This window comes from Aliiroseovarius sp. F20344, assembly GCF_023016155.1.
GTDB lineage: Bacteria > Pseudomonadota > Alphaproteobacteria > Rhodobacterales > Rhodobacteraceae > Aliiroseovarius.
The window spans coordinates 176,627-200,085 of record NZ_JALKBG010000003.1; the positions used below are offsets into that span (position 1 = coordinate 176,627).

General features: G+C 55.9%; 12 protein-coding genes. 9 read left to right on the plus strand and 3 right to left on the minus strand.

The features are described from left to right. Positions 1-10: 10 nt before the first annotated feature. On the minus strand, positions 11-11,239 hold the full coding sequence (locus tag MWU55_RS01415) for a choice-of-anchor L domain-containing protein (protein ID WP_246933916.1): 11,229 nt from the start codon (positions 11,237-11,239) through the stop codon (positions 11-13). 1,040 nt (positions 11,240-12,279) lie between these two features. Beyond that, positions 12,280-13,518: a kynureninase gene (kynU, locus tag MWU55_RS01420; RefSeq protein WP_246933917.1), complete on the minus strand. Its 1,239-nt coding sequence runs from the start codon at positions 13,516-13,518 to the stop codon at positions 12,280-12,282. An 80-nt stretch (positions 13,519-13,598) separates the two neighbouring features. Between kynU and MWU55_RS01425 the strand changes: the two genes are divergently transcribed. Genes MWU55_RS01425 through MWU55_RS01435 form a run of 3 tightly spaced genes read left to right on the plus strand, consistent with a single transcriptional unit; the run spans position 13,599 to position 16,077 of the window. Next, positions 13,599-14,381: a GntR family transcriptional regulator gene (locus tag MWU55_RS01425; protein WP_246933918.1), complete on the plus strand. Its 783-nt coding sequence runs from the start codon at positions 13,599-13,601 to the stop codon at positions 14,379-14,381. Then, positions 14,378-15,262 carry a tryptophan 2,3-dioxygenase family protein gene (locus MWU55_RS01430; RefSeq protein ID WP_246933919.1) on the plus strand — a complete coding sequence of 295 codons (885 nt, stop codon included), beginning with the start codon at positions 14,378-14,380 and terminating at the stop codon, positions 15,260-15,262. The genes MWU55_RS01425 and MWU55_RS01430 overlap by 4 nt, the downstream gene beginning before the upstream one ends. Beyond that, entirely contained in the window at positions 15,262-16,077 is an 816-nt protein-coding gene (locus tag MWU55_RS01435) for an alpha/beta hydrolase (protein ID WP_246934469.1), read from the plus strand. The genes MWU55_RS01430 and MWU55_RS01435 overlap by 1 nt, the downstream gene beginning before the upstream one ends. A gap of 8 nt (positions 16,078-16,085) precedes the next feature. On the opposite strand, the gene MWU55_RS01440 is transcribed toward MWU55_RS01435, so the two are convergent. Next, positions 16,086-16,997: a LysR family transcriptional regulator gene (locus MWU55_RS01440; RefSeq protein ID WP_246933920.1), complete on the minus strand. Its 912-nt coding sequence runs from the start codon at positions 16,995-16,997 to the stop codon at positions 16,086-16,088. Between the two features lie 97 nt (positions 16,998-17,094). Here MWU55_RS01440 and MWU55_RS01445 point away from each other — a divergent pair, with 97 nt between their 5' ends. Genes MWU55_RS01445 through MWU55_RS01470 form a run of 6 tightly spaced genes read left to right on the plus strand, consistent with a single transcriptional unit; the run spans position 17,095 to position 23,383 of the window. Beyond that, a complete protein-coding gene (locus MWU55_RS01445; protein ID WP_246934471.1) occupies positions 17,095-18,159 on the plus strand; it encodes a dipeptidase in 1,065 nt (354 codons plus the stop codon). Between the two features lie 43 nt (positions 18,160-18,202). Next, entirely contained in the window at positions 18,203-19,804 is a 1,602-nt protein-coding gene (locus MWU55_RS01450; protein WP_246933921.1) for an ABC transporter substrate-binding protein, read from the plus strand. Further along, positions 19,805-20,863, plus strand: coding sequence for an ABC transporter permease (locus MWU55_RS01455; protein WP_246933922.1), 1,059 nt, complete (start codon positions 19,805-19,807; stop codon positions 20,861-20,863). Beyond that, entirely contained in the window at positions 20,860-21,786 is a 927-nt protein-coding gene (nikC, locus tag MWU55_RS01460) for a nickel transporter permease (RefSeq protein WP_246933923.1), read from the plus strand. Before MWU55_RS01455 ends, nikC begins: the two co-directional genes overlap by 4 nt. After that, entirely contained in the window at positions 21,783-22,634 is an 852-nt protein-coding gene (locus MWU55_RS01465; RefSeq protein WP_246933924.1) for an ABC transporter ATP-binding protein, read from the plus strand. The genes nikC and MWU55_RS01465 overlap by 4 nt, the downstream gene beginning before the upstream one ends. Then, the gene (locus MWU55_RS01470; RefSeq protein ID WP_246933925.1) at positions 22,634-23,383 is read left to right on the plus strand and encodes an ABC transporter ATP-binding protein; all 750 of its coding nucleotides are present in this window, start codon (positions 22,634-22,636) and stop codon (positions 23,381-23,383) included. The genes MWU55_RS01465 and MWU55_RS01470 overlap by 1 nt, the downstream gene beginning before the upstream one ends. Positions 23,384-23,459: the final 76 nt, after the last annotated feature.

Below are 23,459 nucleotides of genomic sequence, written 5' to 3' on the forward strand. Positions count from 1 at the left end.
CTCACCGCACTCATTGCTTACGCACCACATTCGATTGGATATCCAACCGGTACTTGTTGTGCCAATGGCGCTTGATCACTTTTTCAACCGCACGCAGTCTTGCGCGACCATTTGCAGGCGCCTCTCCGGCTTCAAGGACATATGTCAGCTCGATCGCGGTTTCTTTGGACGCGATCTGACCGATAAACCCACGTAACGCACGGTCCAACGCCGGGCTGGGTGTGGCCGATCCAGAGGCAAATGCTGCAGCGTTCAGATCGATGTCCACAATGCTCGTCAGTGCTGCACCGAAGTTCAGCTTGGCGATTTTACCGGGGGTCAGGCGGATCACGCGGGGGTTTTCCGTGGTTACCCGATAGCCTGTGGGAAGCGACCGTTTGTCCAGCTTCAGCTGGAAGTTCGACCCGATTGTGCGCGGCAGTGCGGCACATGGGACCGAGAAACGACCATGTTCATCCGTTATGATAATTGTGCCATTGGGCGAGACAAGGCGCACCTCAGGCAGACCTGGCTCTGTCCAAATTGGACGTTCCACGCTGGGTGCGAGTTTGCCTTTTTCACCGTCATAGATGTCATCGTTGATGATCGATTCCGGCAGCGTGCCCGGCCCATCTTGATAGCCGTTCTTATTGCGGTCATCGAAGACTTTGCCGATCACGTCAGAGCAATCGAACACGTGCTCTGGCTGAATTTCCACATCCGCAGTCGCGATGTTTGACAGAAGCTCACCCGAGGCATTCTGCGCCCAAGTCTGGTTGGTCAGCGTGCCGAACGATCCACGCGACACAACACGCGCGGCGAACGTGATCGTCACGGTTTCGTCGCGTCCGATGGTCTGTCGCCAAGTCAGCCTGCGACCGGAAACTTTGGGTTCCGTTGCAGCTCCGTTCAGACGGGCGCTGCCTGGAGTATAGAGAAGTCCGGCAGGCAACATGTCGACCAAACGCGTATCCGGATAGGTGCCGCCCGTTTGGTTTTCGAACGTCAGAGTAAAGTTCACCGTTTCACCAAAGACCGCTGTGTCACGATCCGCAGTTTTCGTCGCGATCAGCGGATTTCCGACGGTACAATTGCGCAGCGGAATGTTGTTGTTCAGAACCAGTGGATCCCCGGGCTCAATATCAAAGGTGAAGTAGAACGGGTTGGCTCCGGGGGTGAAGTTCACCAGCGCTTCTCCACTTGAATCCGCAGATGACCCGATAAGCGCAGGGTTTGCTGGAAGCAGCGACGTCATATCCAATGTGCCCGATTGCAGATGTGTCGTCGACGGATCGCCATAGGGCGGATAGCTAACCGCAAGCGTGTACCTGCCCGGCGCGGTGACGTGGAACTGATAGAACCCGTCATCACCACCGCTGGTTACGTTGATCGGGCCGTTTGTGCCCACGCCAGTTTGCGTAAACCCGTTGCCCGAGACCGTGACCAGCCCACCCCGCAGAATGACCCCGTTTTCCTCGCAATAGAAATATCCGGTCGGGTCGAAGTCTTCGTAGTCAGGAATGCCATCGCCATCGATGTCGCTTGGTGTCAGCGACCCCTGCCCCGGTGTTGGGGTTGGCAATTGCGTCGATGTGGCCTCGGCTGTGTTGGGCACGGTTGGGAACCCATTTGCTGTTGAATAGACCAACGTGATGGTGATCGTTCCAACTTCGAACGGATCAAGCGTTGGGTTGCCTGTCAAAAGCGCGGTGTCGGTCACACCGTCATAGGTCGTGCTGGCTGACCCGGTAGTAAACCCGGTTGCCGTGATCGTCACCGGATAGTCCGGGTGCAACGTCGCAGGGGCAAGGAAGGCCGCCAGATCATCTTCAACCTGAATGCCTGATTGCGTGATGTTGCCCGTGTTGGTGACCGTAATGGTGAAAGTCGACCGCTCAACCGTATGGAACAGACGTTCCGGGGCGCTGGCGGTTTTGGTCACGTCAAACGTCGGCATGGCTGCGATCGGCGTCACCGTCGGATCACCCGCCCCGACGCCGTCATCATCCGACAGATCGGCGACGGAGCCGCCAAGCGGTGTCGACGCGTTCGCCGTAACCGAGTTAATGATACCACCCGCGTTCACATCGTCCTGTGTCAGGACGTGCGACAGTGTATAGGTGGCGGTTTCATTCGGCGCCAAGCTGCCCGCAGGCGAAGCCGGAGAACCATTGTTGCTGACAAAGACGGGCGACGGACTGCGTGGATTGCTTCCGTCGATCGCAGTCAATTGGTCGGTCAGGGAAATGCCGCTAAGCGTGACGTTACCGCTGTTCAGAACCGTAATTTCATACTCAATCGTTTCACCTGCACGATTGCCAGCAGACAATTCGCGCTTGATGACTTCCATCTCTGGGCTTGGTGGGATGAGCATCTCAGTCGGGTCATCGGTGTTGTTACCGTCCAACGGGTCATCGTCAGCGGACAAATCGCTGATCGGAGTGTTATCCGGGGACAAGCCACTGACAACGGCGCTGTTGCGCAAACCACCAGCATCGACATCCGCTTGGGTCAGCGTATGCGTGACGCGCCACGTAGCAACATCCGAAGGAGACAACGTGGCCGGAACCGAGAACGGAACAGCGGTCGCCGGAACCGGCGTACCATCCGCGCGGGACAGGTTGTCGCTGGCGCTGAGGCCCGTCAGGTCTTGGTTTCCGGTGTTGGTTGCGGTGATTTCGAACACAACTTGATCACCAGCCACCGCGCCGGGTGTCAGAACGCTTTTGATCACGGTCAGCTGCGGATCAACCGCCACGTTGAAGATCGAAGGATCATCCGTGGTGTTGCCATCGCCATCATCCCCGTCATCAGACACGTCGGAAGTCGAACCGCTGCCTGCGGGTCCATCGGCTGTGACTGTAACTTGGTTGCTTAGACCCGCATGGTTCAGGTCGATCTGACGCAAGGTGACACTGGCCGTGTAAGTCCAGGTTTCACCCACATCCAGTTCACCATCTCCATCGGTGTCGCTGGCCGGATCAAGTGCGAAGGGTGCATCAAGCGATGCGGCAGAGCCAAGCAGTGTTTGCATGACGTCAGTGACGCCGATGTTGAACAAAGTCACGTTGCCTGTGTTTTCGATCGACAGAGAGTAATCAACCACGCCACCTGGAACTGACGGTCCGCCCAACACCACTTTCGTTGCCTCGAGCGAGGGATTGCGTGCCGGACCCGGTGTGGTCAGCTCAACCGTGTCGCCGATCACCGTGTTGAACGGATCCGTGGCTGAGGCCGAAGCGTTATTCACAACCTCGCCCGCATCAATCATGTCCTGTGTGACTGTGGTCGAGAAACTACAGCTCGTGTTCGTCTCACCCGGAGCGATCGATGCAATGGTGCATATCAAACCACCACCCATGGGGTCGTTTACGGTCACGTTCGACAGGGTCACATTCCCGGTGTTCTCGACCGGAAGCTGATAGTTCAGCGCGGAACCCACAGCCCCAAATGGTGACGGAGTCGCGATCTTAGTCAGCTCCATGCTGGGCTGAGGTGCCGGCATGGTGACGTCTAGCGTCTCGAAATCGGTGACGGCTCCACCTTGCGGGTCAGTCGATGCGACGTCAGCCCGGTTTGACACGATACCCGTATCAACATCCAACTGTGTCACCGGGTAATCGCCGGTACATTGAAGCGTATCGCCACGATCAAGCTGTGCCACGCTACAGGTGAAGCCCGGCAGAAGTGGGTCAGTAATATCGACGTTGAAAAGCGTCTGGTTGCCCGTATTTTCCGCTGTCAAAGTATAGGTCAGGACCTGACCAACTGTGATGACTGGCAGGGTGGCTACGGTCTTGCTCAGCTCGATACCCGGTTGGGTGTCGGCTGGTACGGTCACACTGTCCGGAGCACTGACAACAGGCGTGTCATCCGGGCCATAGACGGTTTCTGCATAGGCTTCGTTGAAGACTTCTCCATTGTCCAGATCAGCTTGAGTAACTTGGTAGAGGCGATAGCAGGTTGCTTGCTCTCCTGCCCGGAAATCAGGGTCCGTGGGCGGGTTGGGCGACCAGCAGGTAATCGGACCAAGAATGCTGTCCTGAATGGTGATCGGGTCGATAAGCGTGCGTGTCCCGTCATTGGTGACCGTAAAGTCAAATCGGATGAAATCGCCAACTTCCGAGAAGTTCGCACCAGACGTCGCAACTTTCTCGATCGACAGGGCTGAAACACCCGCATCCGGAATTGTCTCGGTCGTTTGTGGCGAGGTCGTCGTGCTGGAGCTACCCGAGGCAAGGTTGGTCACAGTGCCCAAATCCACATCCGTAGCCGTGACCGTATATGTGCCAGTACAGACCAGTTGTTCACCCGGGGCCAGCTGATCACCCGGCGGAACCGGACAAGAGATATCACCGGGCGCAATCAGGTTATCCGTGACAGTGAACGGCCCGATCTGCGTCGTGTTGCCTGTGTTGGTCAGCGTATAGGTGTAGGTCGCGACCGCACCCGTGAAGAAGTCCACTGCGGTTATCGGGTCCGCCTCTTTCAGAAGCTCCAGTGCGTCATCTTGGACGGCCGGAATGGTGGCGTCATCCGCAGGCGATACAGTTGTGCCGCTTGCCGCCGTGGCCGAGTTGGTCAGTGAACCCGCATCGATGTCATCCTGCGTGATCGCGTAACTACCGGTACAGGTCAGGCTTGCCGTGGGCAGCAACCCACCTGCTGGTAGCGGATCACAGGTCACAGCTCCCCCTGCCCCAGTGATCAGTGGATCGTCGACCGTAACAGGATCTGTCAGCGTAACGTTGCCGTCATTTGTAACCGTGAACTCATATTCGATGACTTGCCCAACCGTGTCGAACGATGCTGGTGCTGTCGCGGCCAGTGCTTTATCGATCAACAAAGCCGGCGTTGCAGTGATCAGGACTTCTGTTGGATCGTCGGTGGTGTTGCCATCACCGTCGTCACCGTCATCCGTCACATCCGTTACAGTGACACCACCTGCCGTGCCTGTCACAGTCGCCGTGTTCTGCACGCCTCCTGCATCAATATCGGCCTGAACCAGCGTATAGCGCACTTCGTAGGTGGCCACTTCGCCCGGGAGCAACGTGCCTGCGACCGAACCCAAAGTTGAGCCGGTGAACACGGCTGCGGAAGGGGTCAACGGCGTGCCATCATTGCGTGTCAGCGTATCCGATTGGATCCCCGCGCTGCTAAGCGTGACGTTGCCCGTGTTGGTCACTGTGATCTCAAAGACCAGCTCGCTTCCAACAACACCTGTGCCCGAGGCCAATGTCTTTTCACCTTCAACCGCAGGGGTTGGAGGGATGGAAAGAACCGTCGGGTTGTTGTCGCCATTGGCGGTGTTGCCGTCGTCAGACGCATCCGACACCAACGCTCCAGATGGCGACAAGGTGTTGGCCACGGCTTGGTTGCTGACACCACCCGCATCCACATCTTGTTGTGTCAGCGTATGGGTGAAGCTGTAGGTCCAAGTCTCTCCGACCTCAAGCACACCTACATCACCTGCGTCGCCGCTAACATATTGTGGGGCCGCGGCGGTAATGGTTGAACCGTCCAAACGTTGGAACGTGTCATTCAGCGTGACGGAAGTTAGGTCTTGGTTGCCGGTGTTTTCGACTGTGATGGTGAAGTTCAGAACCTCACCTGCAACGGCGGGAGAAGACAGTCCACTGGTGTCGAGTATTTTCAGAGCTGTCACATCAGGGACGCCAGCTTCGACCGACACAGTTTCGCTGTCCGTACCCGTGATGTTTGGCAATCCATTCGGCGGAATCGCGGTCACAGTTGCAGTGTTGGACAGAGTGACCTGCTGGTCGATGTCATCTTGCGTTACTGTATAGCTTGCGGTGAACAGCACGCTGTCACCGGGGGCAAGGCTGTCCCAGCTTCCATTTGCACCGCCATCGGTACTGTCGCCAAGCGGGGCGACATCTGTGTCGATCGCTTCGCCTCCGACCGTCAGCGCCACAGTACCCGCCGCGCTGGTATGTTGGTCATCCACCGTCAGGTTGGTCAGCGTCACGGTGCCATTGTTGGTGACCGTATAGCTGTAGGTGATCACGTCATCGACGGCAGCATTCGAAGTGGCCGAGGCCTGCTTGGCCACCTGCACCGAAGGTGTCTGCACAGCAGACAGCGTGACGGTATCAGTCTCGGTTCCTGGCGTCGTTGGCAACGGCACCTCAGTCGAGGAAACGCTGGCGACGTTGGTCAGGCTTCCAGCATCCAGATCCGCCTGCGTGACGGTATAACTGCCAGTACAGGTGATCGAAGCACCCGGCAACAACTCACCACCAGGCAAGGCTGGACAGCTGACGCTGGCAATCTTGTCATCCACAACGGTGGGCGCTGCTGTCAAAGTGATATTGCCAGAATTGGTCACCAGATAGCTGTAAGGCACAATCTGTCCAACCGTCGCGATCTGCGTGGTGGTTGTGCTTTTTGCCATGGTGAAAGCGGGCGCATGGTCTGGGCCCTGAACGAAGACATCGTCGCTGGCGTTGATCGGCGTCGCATCCGGCGTGGCGTCTGTAGCAGTCGCGCGTGCGATGTTTGTAAAGCCTCCGAACACGGGGCCTGTACCGTTCACCGCATCAACATCTGCCTGCGTGACCGTATAGGTAAAGCTACACAGCGACAGCGCTTGGCCGACGTTCAGCGTTCCGACGTTACAGCTGGTTGGTGTAACCGGAAGATCATCTGTAATGACCACATTCTCGATGGTCACGTTGCCAGTATTTCGCGCAAGGACCGAGAACGTCACCGTATCACCCGCTTGCGTGAACACGGGCGTGCCCGGCGCCACAGCAGGCGTGATGGTCTTCTCAAGTTCAAGGCTTGGCGTATTGTTTTCCAAAGGCACGGTGACCTGACCGTCAATCGTCACGGTGGCGCCTGTTGGATCGCTGCCCGCAACGTTGGCCACGTTAACAAGGCTTTGTGCGTCTATGTCGTCTTGCGTGACAGTATAGGTGCCGACGCATTCAATGGTCTCGGTAGGGGCAAGCGTGACCGGTCCGGTCACAGTCGCAGCATTATGCGTACAGACCATTCCTGGCAGATCGGGGTCTGTGACCGTCGCGTTGCTGATGGTCTGATTGCCGTCATTTTCCGCAGTAATGGTGAAGACGATATCGTCTCCGACCGCTGCTGGGTTGTTGCCAGTTGTGATGACTTTGCTGATCGCAAGCGATGGATCTGCATCCGCCGGAACCGTCTTGGACACATTGCCAGACAGCACGAGGGTTTCGTTGGGCGTGCCCGGCGCAAAGGTGGTTGAGCCCGAAGCGTTGTTGATGACTTCGCCCGCATCAAGGTCAGCCTGTGTGACCGCGTATTGAGCCGTACAAGTGGCCGACTGGCCCACGCTGAAAATACCATCTACAGACGCATCGTGGCAAATGATCGGTCCCGCAATGCGGTCATCAGTGATGACGATGTCTTCGGACAGGCCTACGCCGCCACCGCTGACATCTGAATCGTTTGTGACAGTGTAGGTGTAGGTGATCAGCTCGCCCACGCTCGCAAATGTGACGTCGGTCGGATCGCTGTCCTTAACCACGTTGATCGATGGGGTCGCCGACACCGGATACAAGGCCCCATCTGGCGGTGAAGTGATAGTGTTGCCATCATATGTGCCACTGGCCGTCGCAACGTTGGTCGCTGTTCCAAGCGCAATATCGCCGGCATTCAAGCTATAGGTGCCCGTACAGGTCACAGTCGAAGTCGGTGCCAAGACACCACCAGGCAGCGGATCACAGGTTATGCCCGTCGCCTTATTGTCAGCAATCGTGATGGGTCCGTCGATGGTGACATTGCCTGAGTTCGTGACCACAAACTCGTAGGTCAGAACCGTGTTAACGTCGAAGATGTTAGGGACAGCGGACTGCACATCCTTGGCCACGGTCAGCGCTGGCGCGGTTGAGGCATTGATGGTGAGAGTGTCGCTTACCGGCGGAACGGGGGTTCCATTCTGCGACGTGATACCCGAGGCAATGTTGGTAACCGAACCGGCATCCAAATCAGTTTGATCTGCGGTCCAGACGTGTTCACAGCTGATGCTCGCACCCGGTGCCAGAGGGCCAGTGCCACAAGCAAGGCCGTTGCCAATTTGGTCGTCGTCCACAGTGAACGGACCGTCCAATGTGATGTTTCCATCATTGGTGATGGTGAATTCGTAAGTAAGCTGGTCACCCACGGCAGCAAAGGTCAAAGCCGAAGTCGAGGCCAATGCCTTGTCAAACAAAATTGCCGGAGTCTGGTCAGCAAGAACCGTCTCGGTCGACGGGCCATCTGTCGCGGTGACCGAGGTTGGGTCACCCGGGTTCACCGGCACAACGGGCTGTATGACGCTGGCCGTCGCAGAGTTCGCAACCTGTCCGGCGTCCAGATCCGCCTGCTCGATCGTGTAACTGCCAGTACAGGTGATGCTGGCCAGCGGCAGGATCGCCCCTGTAGGACACGTCACTGGGCCACTACCTTGCGCGGCAATCAACGGGTCGTCGATGGTCACAGGTGCGGTGATCGACACGTTGCCAGTGTTGGTCACAAGGAACTCGTAGCTCAGAACCTGCCCGACCGTATCAAACGGGTCAGGGCTGCCGGCCGCCAGTGATTTGGCAACGGTGATTGATGGTGTGGCTTCGACGTAGACCTCGGTCGCATCATCCGTGGTGTTTCCGTCCCCGTCGTCGCCATCATCAGACGTGTCGGATACTGTCCCACCGCTCGGTGTATCAGCGTCCACGGTCGCCGTGTTTTCGATGCCGCCCGCGTTGATATCATCCTGCGTCAACGTGTAGGTCGCCTGATAGACCCAAGTCTCGCCGACATCGAGCGTGCCCGTTACGCCCGCATCGCCTGATGTCGGCGTCGCAGGAACGGTCAAAGTCAAGACGGTGCCATCTCGACGGGTCAGCGTGTCGCTTACGCTGACATTGGTCAGCGCGGTGTTGCCGGTATTCGCAACATTGATCGAAAAGACGACCTGATTTCCCGAAACGACAGGGGAAGCAAAGCCAGACGTATCTGCCGTCTTTTCGACTTCAAGAGACGGCGCAGCGGTATACCCCGTGGTCGCCGAGCTTGGCGTGACGGGGGCAAGCGTGCCAGATGCCGGCGTTGCCGTAGCATCTGCCGTGTTTGCCACAGCGGTCGTTGGATTGGCTGCCGAAGTCAGCGCCGTTACATCCGCAGCAACCAGCGTATAGGTTGCGGTGAAGGTTGCGATTTCGCCGGGGGCCAGCGTTGTGCTGTCCGTCGTGGTCCAGGAAAGATCGGTGCCCGCGTGGGCGTTTCCGTCAAATGTGGGACCGGTGTCCACGGGCGCAACGCTCGACAAATTCACGTTGCCATCGTTGGTCAGCACAACTTGATAGTCGATTGTGTCACCAACCGCAGGTGGGTTCGAAAAGTTGGTGGCAGCCACAGTTTTAGCGACGCTCAGTTCCGGATCGGGTGCATATCCCGTGGTAGCCGAACTTGGCGTGACCGGGGCAAGTGTTCCGGCAACCGGAGTAGCTGTCGCAGAGGCCGTGTTCGCGACTGCGGTCGTAGGATCTGCCGCCGCAGCAAGGGCCGCGACATCTGCCGCTACAAGGATGTAGTTGGCGGTGAAGACCTCGGTCTCGCCCGGTTTGATGATGCCATCACCCGTGGTCTGCCAGAACAGATCCGCCCCTGCATGAGGCGACCCATCAAATGTTGGCCCCGTGTCCAAAGGGGTGAGTCCCGTGATGTCCACGTTGCCGGTGTTTGTGAACTCAACTTCATAGCTGATCACATCCAGCGGCGCGGGTGGGTCAGAGAAACTGGTGGATGCCACGGACTTGGCAAATGTCATCGACGGCGCGGCGGAATAGCCCGTCGTATCGGTGCTTGGCGTGATCGTCGGCAAACTGCCGGAAGCAGGCGTGCCACTAGCCGTCGCGCTGTTGGCTATGGCGGTGGTGGGATCAGCCGACGCTGTCAATTCTGCGATATCTGCTGCGACCAAGGTGTAGGTGGCCGTGAACGTCGCAGTATCACCCGGCAAAAGGGTTGTGCTGTCAGATGTGGCCCAAACAAGGTCCGTGCCGGCATGGGCGCTGCCGTTGATGGTGGGTCCCGTGTCGATCGGTGCGACGCCACTGATATCAACGTTGCCTGTATTCTCGAGAATGACTTGATATTCGATCGTGTCGCCCGCAGCTGGAGGCGTCGACAGGTTGGTTGCCGTCACCGACTTGGCGACCGACATATCGGGTGCTGCCGTATAGCCGGTCGTGGCCGTATCCGGGACCACAGGCTCAAGCGTACCTACAGAAGGTGTACCAGTTGCGGATGCACTGTTAGCAATGGCATCCGTCGTGCTTGAAGCTGCAGTTAGCGCCGCCACATCAGCCGCGACGAGCGTATAGGTTGCTGTAAATGTCGCCGTGTCCCCGGGTGTCAGCGTCGTGCTGTCGGACGTGGCCCAAACCAGATCGGTACCTGCGTGTGCAGAGCCATCGAATGTCGGGCCATCATCGTCCGGTGCGACATTGCTGATATCAACGTTGCCGTCGTTGCTTAGGACAATTTGATAATCAATCGTATCGCCGATCGCTGGTGGGTTTGACAAGTTTGTTGCGACTACGGTCTTGTCGACGCCGATCTCAGGCACCGGCGGGAAGGAAATCGCCAGACCTGCGATCATAAACGCGGAATCGTAGGCCCCGTCGCTTTGGTCTGCCAAAACGATCTTCATCGTATAGGTCTGGCCAGCAACGACACTTACCGGCACAGCATAGGACTGACCGGCATTGTAGTCGGTTGCAAAGGAAAGTGTGCTACCCGTATTGCCGTTGTTGATGGGAGGTGGGTTAGTAAGAGCATCCACCTCTACCCAACCGCTTGGGGTCCCGATCGCCTGAACAAGAACACCGTCGATAAACACAGCACCGATATCACTGAACCCGGCAAAATAAAAATCGGGATATTCTTCCGTCAAAAATGTGATCGGTACAGTGAAGCTTCCCGTCTGGTTTGCGGTAAAGTTAACAATCAAGCCCGCAGCATCAAAGTAGTTGGCAGGCACCAACCCAGCCAAATCCGCATCACCGGGCCGCCCAAGACTGCGGTTGATAAAGTCGTTTCTAGTGTCACCGTCAGTGAAATCACTGACTCGCGCGGTCGAAAAAATAACGCCTGTGTCCGTCGGAGCTACACCCGGTGCACCCGTCAAACCGTTCGACCAAGTCGCACTTTGATTCACACCGCCAATGCGTGTGGCACTGTTCACAGTCAGACCTAGACCAAACAATTCGTCAGCCATGTCGTTGGCAGAGGCGCCCAAATTGAATGAAATCTGCGCATTAGCCGGCCCAGCAGTCACCACCACTATGAATACGACCAGCGTCGCGGCCAATTGTCGTCCGAGATTTCGACCTAATCGCGCCCAAGCGTTCAGTAAGACCATTATGAAGGCAAAAACTCTTCCAAACGAAATCATAAAGGCGCTTTCCCGATTACCTATGACATAGGGGAAGGAAAAGTTGGAATGGGCGCAAATTCATGCACCACTTACTCTACTATCCCCAAACGTCAATTTTGGTTAACATTCACTTCAACGGATATGAGGTCAATTAACCAAGGGGAAACTGTCGGATAATCTAGCCATAAATGTGGTGATAGCTGTAAATTGGTCACAGCTCTACCGTATGTTGATTACACGAGTTTTTGGCCCTTATCCGACAATCACAAAAGCTGCATTTACTTGGCCGGCCGCCGCACCTTTTCACGACGATAGTTTTTTATTTAGGCAAAACATTACAACACATTACACCGGGGTCATCTTGCGGGCTTCCAGCCTTCTTTTCCTTGGCAAACCCTGCAAAAGCTACGTTGCAAAAACCTATCTATAAGTTTAGCAGTTTGCCCTTTTTGAACACATTGTTTTCTAAAGGTGCCGACAGCCATGTTTAATTGCCTCAAACTACCTGTCTGCTGCTTCGGAAATGAAGTCATACACTTGTAAGGTGATTTGAGCAGTCATTCGGCGCGAAACGCAGCCCTTTCGGGGAGACTACTTCCTGTTTTTTTCACCTACCAAGCCCTCGGCTCTTAAAGCTTTCGACGCGAAAAGAGACAGACAATCGCAATGGCAAAGTCAGACCAAATACATCGGTTCATGACCCGGAAATCGCCAGATGGATTGCTCGCGCGCCCCTTCAGTTGAGAACTCACGTCGATAGGGCTTCGATCTTGGATTCTGGGCGGCGGGATTTTCCGTTTTGGGAATTCCAATCCCGCCCCACCTTTGGACCCCGGGGCCCCAGGTTTCAGATCCTATCAGCGAAACACAGAAAGCGTTCGTTAGGTTACGGCCTCGCGGACCAAGTACTTGCTGTTGGTCCAAACCTTACGGCGCATGCAATCCGCCATAACCTCGACGGAATCGAACAGATCGACGAAGCGAAGATAGAAGGGTGCGAAGCCAAAGCGCATGATCCCGGGCTCGCGGAAATCTCCGATCACGCCCTGTTCGATCATTGCCCGGACCACCGGATAGCCGTCTTCGAAATACAAGGACACATGGCTGCCGCGCTGCTCTGCCTCGCGCGGAGAGACAAGCTCAAGCGACGCCAGATCCGGGTGCTGCTCGACCAGTTTGATGAACAGATCCCCCATGGCTTTGCTTTTCTCGCGTACTTTGGCCAAGTCGACCTGATCGAAAAAGTCCAGCGCGGCTTCAACCCCGCGCAGTCCCAGAATGCCCTGCGTACCAACCAGAAAACGGCCAATGCCCGAGGCTGGGCTGTATTTGTGATCAAACGCAAAGGGATTGGCATGGCCCCACCAGCCAGACAAGGGTTGGACCGCCTTATCTTGATGTCGCGTGGCCACATAGATAAAGGCCGGCGCGCCCGGCCCGCCCGAAAGGTATTTATAGGTGCAACCGACTGCGAAATCCGCCTCGATCGCATCAAGTTCCATCGGCACGATGCCGGCCGTGTGACACAGATCCCAGATCACCAATGCTCCCGCGTCGTGGGCCATCTTGGTGACTTTGGCCATATCCACCATACGCCCGGTCCGGTAGTCCACATTGGACAAAAGCACCACGGCCACCTGATCGTCGATCAGATCCTCAAGCGCGTCTGAATCCTGTCCCAACAAGCGCCGTGTCATCCCACCGCGCGCCGACATTGCCCCTTCCGAAATATACAGATCCGTCGGGAAGCTGTCTTTTTCAGATACAATGACTGACCGATCTGGCCGAAGCGCCATTGCTGCCCTGAGCGCCTTGTAGATGTTGATTGACGTCCCATCGCACACAAGGGTTTGGCCCGGCCCAGCGCCGATCAGACGTCCAAGGCGATCCCCCAAACGACCGGGAAGCGTGAACCAATCCGCATCTGTCCAGCTTTTGATCAGCCCTTTGGCCCATTCCTCTTCAATCGTACGCGACAGTTTCTGAACGGCCCCTTTGGGCATTGCCCCCAGCGAGTTGCCATCCAGATAGATAATGCCTTCGGGCAAATGAAACTCGGACCGAAGGGCGGACAGATCATCCTGCCGGTCCAGTTCAACACAATCTTCACGTGTCAGCATGGGGCGCTCCTTGCGGTCATTTGATATACGTCCCTACCGGCATTGCAAAATAATATATGATATGCAAGATAATATTTGAAATGACAGGGGAGGCCCGCGTGGATCAGGCTCATAAATCTGCTGCTGGAGAAATCTATACCGAGATAAGACGGCTCATCTTGTCGGGCGACCTACGGGCTGGCCAGAGCCTGAAGGTGGCAACGCTGCATAAGCAATTCGGCTTCAGCGCGACCCCCCTACGCGAGGCGCTGAATAGGCTCTGCGCAGAACATCTTGTGGTGAATGCTTTTAATCAGGGGTTCAGCGTGGCCCCGATCTCGCTGGAAGAGCTGGAAGATCTGGGCCAAATTCGCTTGGCTCTTGAGGTCGATATGTTGAAGGCCTCGATGCGCGAAGGGGGTGAGGACTGGGAAAGCCGTATCGTCGCCGCGCAGTATCAGCTGAGCAAATGGTCAACACCCGAGATTTCCTGGGACCCTGAGATTTTTGAACAGTGGGACACACGACACCGGAATTTCCATAGCGCACTGACCTCTGGCTGTTTGTCCATCTGGATGAACCGCATGATGGAACAGGTGGAAACGCAGCTTACCCGATATCACAGCAACATCCTGTCACGCGCCCGCCGCCTAGCCAAAGAACAGCCTGAGCTGGAGCAGAGGATCAATCAACTGCTCGCCGATGTCATGGGGCTTGAGGTGCATACCCCCCTTATGAAAGCAACGCTGGACCGGGACGAAAAGGCTGCGGCCCGTCTGATGCGGGACCACATTCAGATGACGTCTGACGTCTTCCAATCCATCCAAGTGCTCTTTCCGGAAAGCTTAGAGACGGAACCTAATTCTAAGGAAATGTCGCGATGAGCAAAAAAGACGATCGCCTATTGCAGCGGGGCATTGAAGAGACGCTTGTCACCAATTTCGCAGAGAAACATCGCGACAGCTATGGGGATTTTCTTCAGCTGAAAACCCTGCTGAACATTCAGCGGACTTTTCAGGACCCCGCCGCCCCCGATGAAATGCTCTTTGTGATCATTCACCAAGTCAGCGAGCTTTGGTTGAAACTGATGCATCACGAGCTGTGCGAGGTGCGCCGCTACGTCCAAGAACATAAGATCGGTGAGGCTCTGAAGAAGATCGACCGCATCAAAGCAATCCAGCGCCAGTTGATCGCGGCTTGGGAAACGCTTTTGACGATGACGCCCGTCGACTACATGAAATTCCGCGATGCGCTTGGATCGTCGTCCGGCTTTCAAAGCTATGGCTACCGTCAGATCGAGTTCATCCTAGGCAACAAGGATCCTGCGACCTTGAAAGTGCACGCCCATGACCCGGAGGTGATGGAACAGTTGAACAACGCGCTTACCAAACCGTCGCTGTATGACGAGGTTCTGGCCCTGTTGTCACGACAGGGGTTCGATGTGCCTGACGATCTTTTGGACCGTGATTTCTCGCAGATCTACGCTGGCGATCCGCGCATCGTGAAAATCTGGGTCGAGGTCTATCGCAATCCGGACCAGCACTGGGATCTCTACTCATTGGCTGAAAAACTGATGGATGTTGAAAGCCTTTTCCAGCGTTGGCGCTTTGACCATGCAACAACTGTTGAGCGTGTGATTGGCATGCAAAAGGGAACCGGTGGTTCCAGCGGTGTCGCCTTTCTGCGCAAGGCACTTGATCTAAGGTTCTTCCACGACCTTTATGATATGCGATCCGAGTTGTTTTATGGGAGCAGCGAGACGTGATGTATCGTGGTTTCACCTCAGAAGAGCTTGAAAAGGAGTATTCACCAAGTTCAATGGTCGGCGGGGACATCACGCCTTATCTGACGGCCTACAAAACTCTCAGTGCGGAACAGCGCGATCTTCTGACTGTTCGTGAAAACCTGAAATTCGGGCCCAGCGAAACACATCTTCTTGACTTCTTTCCGGCTGTGGATGCCGATGCTCCGCTACATGTGTTCATACACGGCGGTTATTGGCAGGCGCTTAGCCACCGTGACTCAGCGTCCATGGCGGGGTTTGTCACACAAAGCGGCAGCGCCTTTGCTACGCTCAACTACACGCTCGCGCCGGATGCTCGTTTAGATCAGATGGCCAAGGAATGCTGTGATGCTCTGGTTTGGCTGGCCAAGCAACGAAGCGAACTTGGATTTGATGCAACGCGCATCACCCTGTCAGGTCACAGCGCTGGGGCGCATCTGGCAAGCCTTGTCGCAAGCCGTTTTGAAGAGGTGCTTCAAATCGCAGGGATCGAGATCAAGAACCTGATCTTGATCAGCGGGATATATGATCTGGAGCCTATTGCAGAAACATCCGTGAATGACCCACTTCAACTGACACCTTCCGAGATCGAGCAGCTTTCCCCCCTCGCCCATGTGCCGACCAGCGCGCAGAAGGTGAGCGTGTTGGTTGCTGAACTCGATACGGCCGAGTTTGTTCGTCAAAGTCGGGAATACGCAGAAAAGCTTCGCAAGAACGGCGTCAATGTGTCCTTCGAGCTTAAGCAAGGCATGCACCATTTCGACATCATTCTACATGCAGAAACGTTTCTTGTGTGACCTAAGCTTCATGCCTTCTGCGAAAATGGATCGTTGGGCGTGTGAAGGCGCAGGTGCCTCATGAATACTCTTGCGATGCGCGGAATGGGTCGGCTGCTCGAAGTCACAAAATAGCTGTGATACCGGATGGGCGATCGGAACGGGACAAACGCCAGGTCATCCGAACGATAGTGAAAAAGTGGGAACGGGTTGATTACGGCCAGCCCCACGTTTTCTTTCGCCATATCAGCTGCCGCGAACGAGGTTGAAACCTCGGCCACGACGTTTGGTTCGGCGCGGACTTGATGCAAAAGGCGTTCCAACTGTCCACGACGCTCGTGCCGATAGGATAGGGCCACCATGTCTTCGCCGTGCAGGTCCTCGGGCAGGATTTCCTTTCGCGTCGCCAAGGGGTGATCCGGAGCCAAGACACACACGGCTGACGATTTTCGGTACGGCAGAAGTTGCAGTTCCGACCGCTTGATCTCGACACCGATTACTCCAAGATCAAATCGATCCTCTATGACCCCGCGGGTGACTTCGTCTGAGGTATTGACCTCGAAACTGACATGAAATTCCGGGTTCATTTTCAGAAAGCTGCTGATCGATGAAATCAGAAAACGGTGCGCATAGGTTGGTGGTGCAATGAGACGTAGGTTCTCGCGTATTGGCTCAGTCGGCCCATCAATACGGCTGAGTGCTTCGAAAAGCGGATCGAGCCGTCGATTAAGTCGGACGGCCGCCTGCGTTGGGGCCAATCGACCTGATTCCCGTTCAAACAAAACGTATCCAAGCTTGCTTTCGAGATTCGAGATCGAACGGCTGATTGCTGATTGAGATATCCCAAGCTGTCGGGCCGCTCCGGTTGTCGTTCCAGCCAACATAACAGCCCGCAAAGCGTTGTATTCCGAGATTGAATGGTGAGTTTTTGACTTACTCATAAGTAGATATTCCACGAATAGGAGTATGATAAAAACGCATAGCTATTTCATAAGACAATACCATTTTCTTTGCTACAGTTACTTCAACTTGGGAGAAATTATCGTGTCTGCTGCTGCGCCATTGGTCTTTGATGGTCACAATGATGTCCTGCTGAAACTCTACCGCGCAGGCGGAATGGGGCAGGCAACTTCGTTCGTAGACGGGCGAAGCGGCGCTATTGATCTGCCCAAAAGCAAGGTCGGAGGGTTTGGCGGCGGGTTCTTTGCGGTCTTCGTGCCGTCCCCCACGGATCTAGATCACAAAATCCAAGAAATGACCAAAGACACCTACGATCTGGAGCTGCCCGAGGCAATTGATTGCAGCGACGCCTTGCCAGTTGTCGCTTCTCAGATAGCCATTCTGCTTGAGCTGGAGCGTATGGGCACGTTGAAAATATGCCGCAGCGTGGCAGACATGCGCGCAGCCTTTGCTGCAGGAAAGATGGCGGCCATCATGCATATGGAGGGCGCTGAAGCGATTGATGCCGACTTGCATATGCTTGACGTTCTTCATGCAGCAGGCCTGCGATCCATTGGCCCTGTCTGGAGCCGCCCAACCATCTATGGGCATGGTGTCCCGTTTCGGTTCCCGTCCTCCCCGGATATCGGCGATGGATTAAGCGACCACGGACTAGCGCTGATCAAACGGTGCAACGTGCTGAAGATCATGGTGGATCTTTCGCATCTGAATGAAGCCGGGTTCTGGGATGTGGTGCGTCATTCCGAGGCCCCATTGGTCGCAACGCATTCCAATGCGCACGCAATCACACCCCATTCCCGCAACCTGACCGACGATCAATTGCGTGCAATTGCGGAAAGCGACGGAATGGTTGGATTGAACTTTGCTGTGGCCTTTTTGCGAGAAGACGGCAAGATGCTAGCAGATGTACCGATCTCGCAGATGCTCAGACATCTGGATCATCTGATTGGTATCTTAGGAGAAGACAGAGTCGGTCTTGGCTCTGACTACGACGGAGCAGTCGTACCGAAGGAGTTGACCGAAGTGTCGGCCCTTCCAAAACTTAGACAGGCAATGAATGAGCACGGGTTTGGTGAGCATCTCATCAAGAAACTGTGCCACGAAAACTGGTTCCGTGTGCTGGAAAAGACCTGGGGGTCATGATGGCAGAGCGGACCAGATCCAACGTTAACAGAGAGGTTATTCAATGAACTCCCTAACACGATTTATGTCCGGTGCAGCCCTTGGGCTTGCCCTGGCCGTCACTTCGGTGCCAGCGGCATTTGCTGAAACGCCAGCCAACATGTTGGTGATCGCAAACCGGATTGACGACATCACAACCCTGGACCCGGCAGAAAGCTTCGAGTTCGCCGGTTCAGACGTCAGCCGCAACATCTATCAAAAGCTGGTCAACTTTGACCCCGCCAATCTGGATGCGGGCTATCAACCCGAAATCGCGGAAAGCTGGACGGTGTCAGACGATGGCACGACGATCACTTTCACGATCCGCGATGGCCTGAAGTTCCATTCCGGCAATCCGGTGACTGCGGCAGATGTCGAGTTCTCGCTGCGCCGTGCCGTGGTGCTGAACAAGACACCGGCGTTCATCCTGACCCAATTTGGTTTCACTGCTGACAATGTCGGTGACACCATCGTTGCGGATGGCAATACGGTCACGATCAAAACCGACAAGCCTTATGCGACGTCATTTGTGCTGAACTGTTTGACCTCCACCATCGGCGGCATCGTCGATATGAAAACCGTGATGGCCAACGAAGCTGATGGCGACATGGGCAATACGTGGCTGAAGACCAATTCAGCCGGTTCTGGTGCCTACAAACTGGTCAGCTGGAAGCCAAATGAAAGTGTGACGCTGCAATCGAACCCTGACTTCTATCTGGGCGCTCCGGCGATGGAACGTGTGATCGTTCGCCACGTGCAGGAAAGCGCATCTCAGCGTCTACTACTTGAACGTGGTGACATCGACATGGCTCGCAACCTGAACCCTGAAGACGTAGCAGGTGCGCGCGATGCTGAAGGTGTTGTGATCCATGACGAATTGCGTGGCCGATTGATGTACCTTGCCTTCAGCCAGAAGCATCCAGAACTGTCCAAGCCGCAAGTGCGTCAAGCGATGAAGTATCTGGTGGACTATGAAGGAATGCAGAATAGCTTCCTGAACGGTCAATATACCATTCACCAGAACTTCCTTCCGCGTACCTTCTTGGGCGCTGTGGATGAGAATCCATTCAGCTTGAACATCGAAAAGGCAAAGGCACTTCTGGCCGAAGCTGGTGTACCTGAAGGTCTTGAACTGACCGCAGGTGTGCGCGAGGCGCAAGAGCGGATCGAGATCGCTCAGACGTTCCAGAACGCATTGGCGCAAGTTGGAATCAAGCTGAACGTCACCGTCGGAACGGCGAAACAAATCCTAGGCGAATATCGTTCGCGGAATTTGGACGTCTATATTGGTGCATGGGGCCCGGACTATCCTGACCCGCACACCAATGCAGGCACGTTTGCCTATAACCCCGACAACTCGGACGAAGCGAATGCCACCGGACTTCTGGCATGGCGCAACAGCTGGGACACTGGTGGTCTGACCGACAAAACTGCCGCTGCTGTGGTCGAGAATGATCGTGATGTACGTCAGCAGATGTACAGCGACATTCAGGCCGAGTTCCGCGAGACCTCGCCTTTCGCCGTCATGTTCCAGAAAATCGAACAGGCTGCGATGCGCGACAATGTTCAGAACGTGAATCTGGGTGGTGCGACCACTGCAGTTTCTTACTGGCCGATCACCAAATAGATGTCGGCTAGTGACACCAATCAAGAGAGGCGCCGCCGCGCGCCTCTCTTCCCTTGGATAAAGGGAACTCTCCTGACGCTCGGGTCGATCGCAGTGACGATGCTTGGGCTGTTGTTTGTGACATTTGTCATTGGACGCGTCATGCCGATTGATCCTGTGCTGGCCATTGTTGGCGAACGCGCCTCGCAATCGACTTATGACGCTGTCTATGAACAGTTGGGCTTGGATAAGCCGTTGATTGTTCAATTCTTTTATTATTTATGGGACGTTGTGCGCGGTGACTTTGGAATGTCGCTATTGAATGCCCGTCCCGTATCCGAAGACATAGCGCGCGTGTTCCCGGCGACGATGGAACTTGCCACCTTAGGTGTCTTTGTCGGCATCGTGCTTGGCGTACCGCTGGGCGTGGTTGCCGCGGTTAATCGTGGGTCGTGGATCGACCAAATCGCGCGGGTTGTCGCGCTGGTTGGATACTCGATGCCTATCTTTTGGCTAGGCCTGATGGGGCTGCTGGTTTTCTATGGTGTACTTGGTTGGGTCGGCGGACCCGGTCGGCTGGACATCTTCTATCAAGACATCGTGCCAACGCGCACTGGAATGATCTTGCTGGATAGTGCCCTCGCGGGCGAGTGGTCGGTCTTCCGAAACGCTTTCTCGCACATCGTGCTTCCCGCATCGCTCTTGGGCTATTACTCGCTGGCCTATATCAGCCGAATGACACGATCCTTTATGTTGGAGCAGCTATCAGCGGAATACGTCACCACGGCGCGGGTCAAAGGCCTGTCTGAACGTGCCGTAATCTGGCGCCACGCGTTCAAGAACATCCGCGTGCAGCTGATCACCGTCATCGCGCTGAGCTATGCCAACCTTCTGGAAGGGTCCGTTCTGACCGAGATCATCTTCTCTTGGCCCGGTATCGGCAGCTACATCACCACAGCGCTTTTAAGTGCCGATATGAACGCCGTTTTGGGGGGGACAGTGGTTGTTGGGCTTATTTTCATCTGCCTGAATATCCTGTCCGATCTTCTGTATCGCGTATTTGATCCGAGGTCGAAATGAGCGATGTGACGTCCCAAAATCAGAGCTGGCGTGAATGGCTGACAACCGACGCGCCGACGTCCAGACGTCATGCGCGGCTGGCCAATTTGTATCAGGGGTGGCTTACGCTCCGGGCGAACTCCATGGCCATGTTTGGGCTGGGCATTTTGCTGGCACTTTTACTGGTAGCTTTACTGGCCCCTGTCCTGTCTCCGCATGATCCGTTTGAACAAAGCCTCGGCAATCGACTGCAACCGCTGGGCACCGAGGGTCACATTCTGGGAACAGACAGTTTAGGCCGGGATATCCTAAGCCGTCTGATCTATGGATCCCGTATTACGCTTTACATCGTGGCTCTTGTCGCGCTGATCGCCCCTGTGGCTGGGCTGCTGGTTGGCACAGTCGCTGGGTATGTCGGCGGTTGGACCGACACGATCCTGATGCGCATAACCGATATCTTTCTGGCCTTCCCGCGCCTTGTGCTGGCATTGGCCTTTGTCGCAGCCCTAGGGGCTGGGATCGAGAACGCCGTGCTGGCAATCTCACTCACCGCATGGCCTCCATACGCAAGGATTGCGCGGGCGGAAACTCTGACGATCCGGTCTGCGGACTACATCAGCGCTATTCGCCTGCAAGGTGCAGGAGCCTTACGGATCATCACCAAGCATATCTGGCCCCTGTGCATCTCGTCCCTGATTGTGCGGGTCACGCTGGACATGGCTGGGATCATTCTGGCTGCAGCTGGTCTGGGATTCCTTGGTCTTGGCGCGCAGCCGCCCAGCCCAGAATGGGGTGCGATGATCTCGGAAGGTCGTCGTTTCATTCTTGATCACTGGTGGGTCGCGACTGTGCCGGGACTTGCCATTTTCACCGTCTCCTTGGCCTTCAACCTGCTGGGAGATGGGCTGCGCGACGTGCTGGACCCGAAGGATGGAAGTCAATGAGCTTGCTTGAAGTCGAAAACCTTTGGGTACGGTTCCCCACCCGTCAGGGCATCTTTGATGCGGTACGCGGCGTGTCCTTTACGTTAGAACGTGAACGGCTGGGCATCGTCGGAGAAAGTGGGTCTGGCAAGTCAATGACGGGCCGCGCCATCCTGCGCTTGATCCGCAAACCCGGAATAGTCGAGGCCGACGCGATCCGCCTTGAAGGCCGCAATCTTCTGGATCTGACTGAACCCGAGATGCGCAAAGTTCGTGGGCAGAAGATATCCATGGTGATGCAGGATCCGAAGTTTTCATTGAACCCGGTGATGACGATCGGCGATCAGATCATGGAAGCCTATTTGTTGCACAACAACACGTCGAAGGCACAGGCCCGCGCCAAAGCCATCGCTATGTTGGAAGCCGTGTCCATCCGCGACCCCGAACGCGTCATGCGCGCTTACCCGCACGAGATGTCAGGCGGCATGGGGCAGCGGATCATGATTGCAATGATGCTGATCCCGGACCCTCAGATCCTGATTGCGGATGAGCCAACCTCGGCTTTGGACGTGTCGGTTCAACGGCAAGTGCTGGATATCATGGACGGGCTGGTGAAAGAGCGCGGCATGGGTCTGATTTTTATTAGCCATGATCTGAATTTGGTGTCCGAGTTCTGCGACCGCGTTCTGATCATGTATGCGGGCCGGATTGTCGAGGTCTGCGACGCGGACAAGTTGCACCAAGCAAAGCATCCCTACACCCAAGGGCTGTTGAACTCACTTCCCCGACTGGACCAACCAAAGAAGCACCTAGAGGTTCTGAAGCGTGATGACGCTTGGGCCGATGGTGAAAGCGTAGGGGGAAGCTGATGACTGCTTTGACCATCAAGGACCTGAACGTTTGGTTCGGCACGGATCGAGACCGCGTAGACGCGGTTAAGTCAGCAAATTTTGACGTGGGCATTGGTGAAAGCTTTGGTCTGGTTGGCGAAAGCGGATCGGGCAAGTCCACCATCCTCCGAGCGATTACCGGGCTTGCCCCCACCTGGTCGGGTGAGATCACCGTAGAAGGCAAGCAAATAACTGGCGCCACGCGGGATCGTGCGTTCTATAAAACTGTCCAGATGGTGTTTCAGGATCCTTACGCCTCGCTTCACCCACGTCATACGGTTGATCAGGTTCTCAGCGAAACGCTCCACCTTCATGGCTTCAAAGACATCAACGCGCGGGTCGTCAGGCTGCTGGATGATGTCGGGCTGGGGGGCAAATTCCGCTTTCGCTATCCGCACCAGATTTCGGGTGGTCAACGCCAAAGGGTTGCCGTCGCGCGCGCACTGGCGGGCGAGCCGGATATCTTGCTGCTGGACGAACCCACATCCGCGCTGGACGTCTCCGTGCAGGCTGAAATCCTGAACCTTCTGACCGATCTGCGCGACGAACACAAACTGACCTATCTCATGGTTTCACATGATTTGCCTGTGATCGGGCATATGTGCGACCGGCTTGCCGTCATGAAAGACGGCGAGATTGTAGAGGTGATGGAGACCGACGATCTGCGCCACGGCACAGCCAAACACGACTATTCAAGGTCGTTGCTAGCTGCGTCTGCGGTGGCGTAACTGAAAGAGATTGAACGTAAGCTATCGCTAAGGGCGTCGTTCCCACGGGGAACCACGCACGTCGACATCTAGGCGT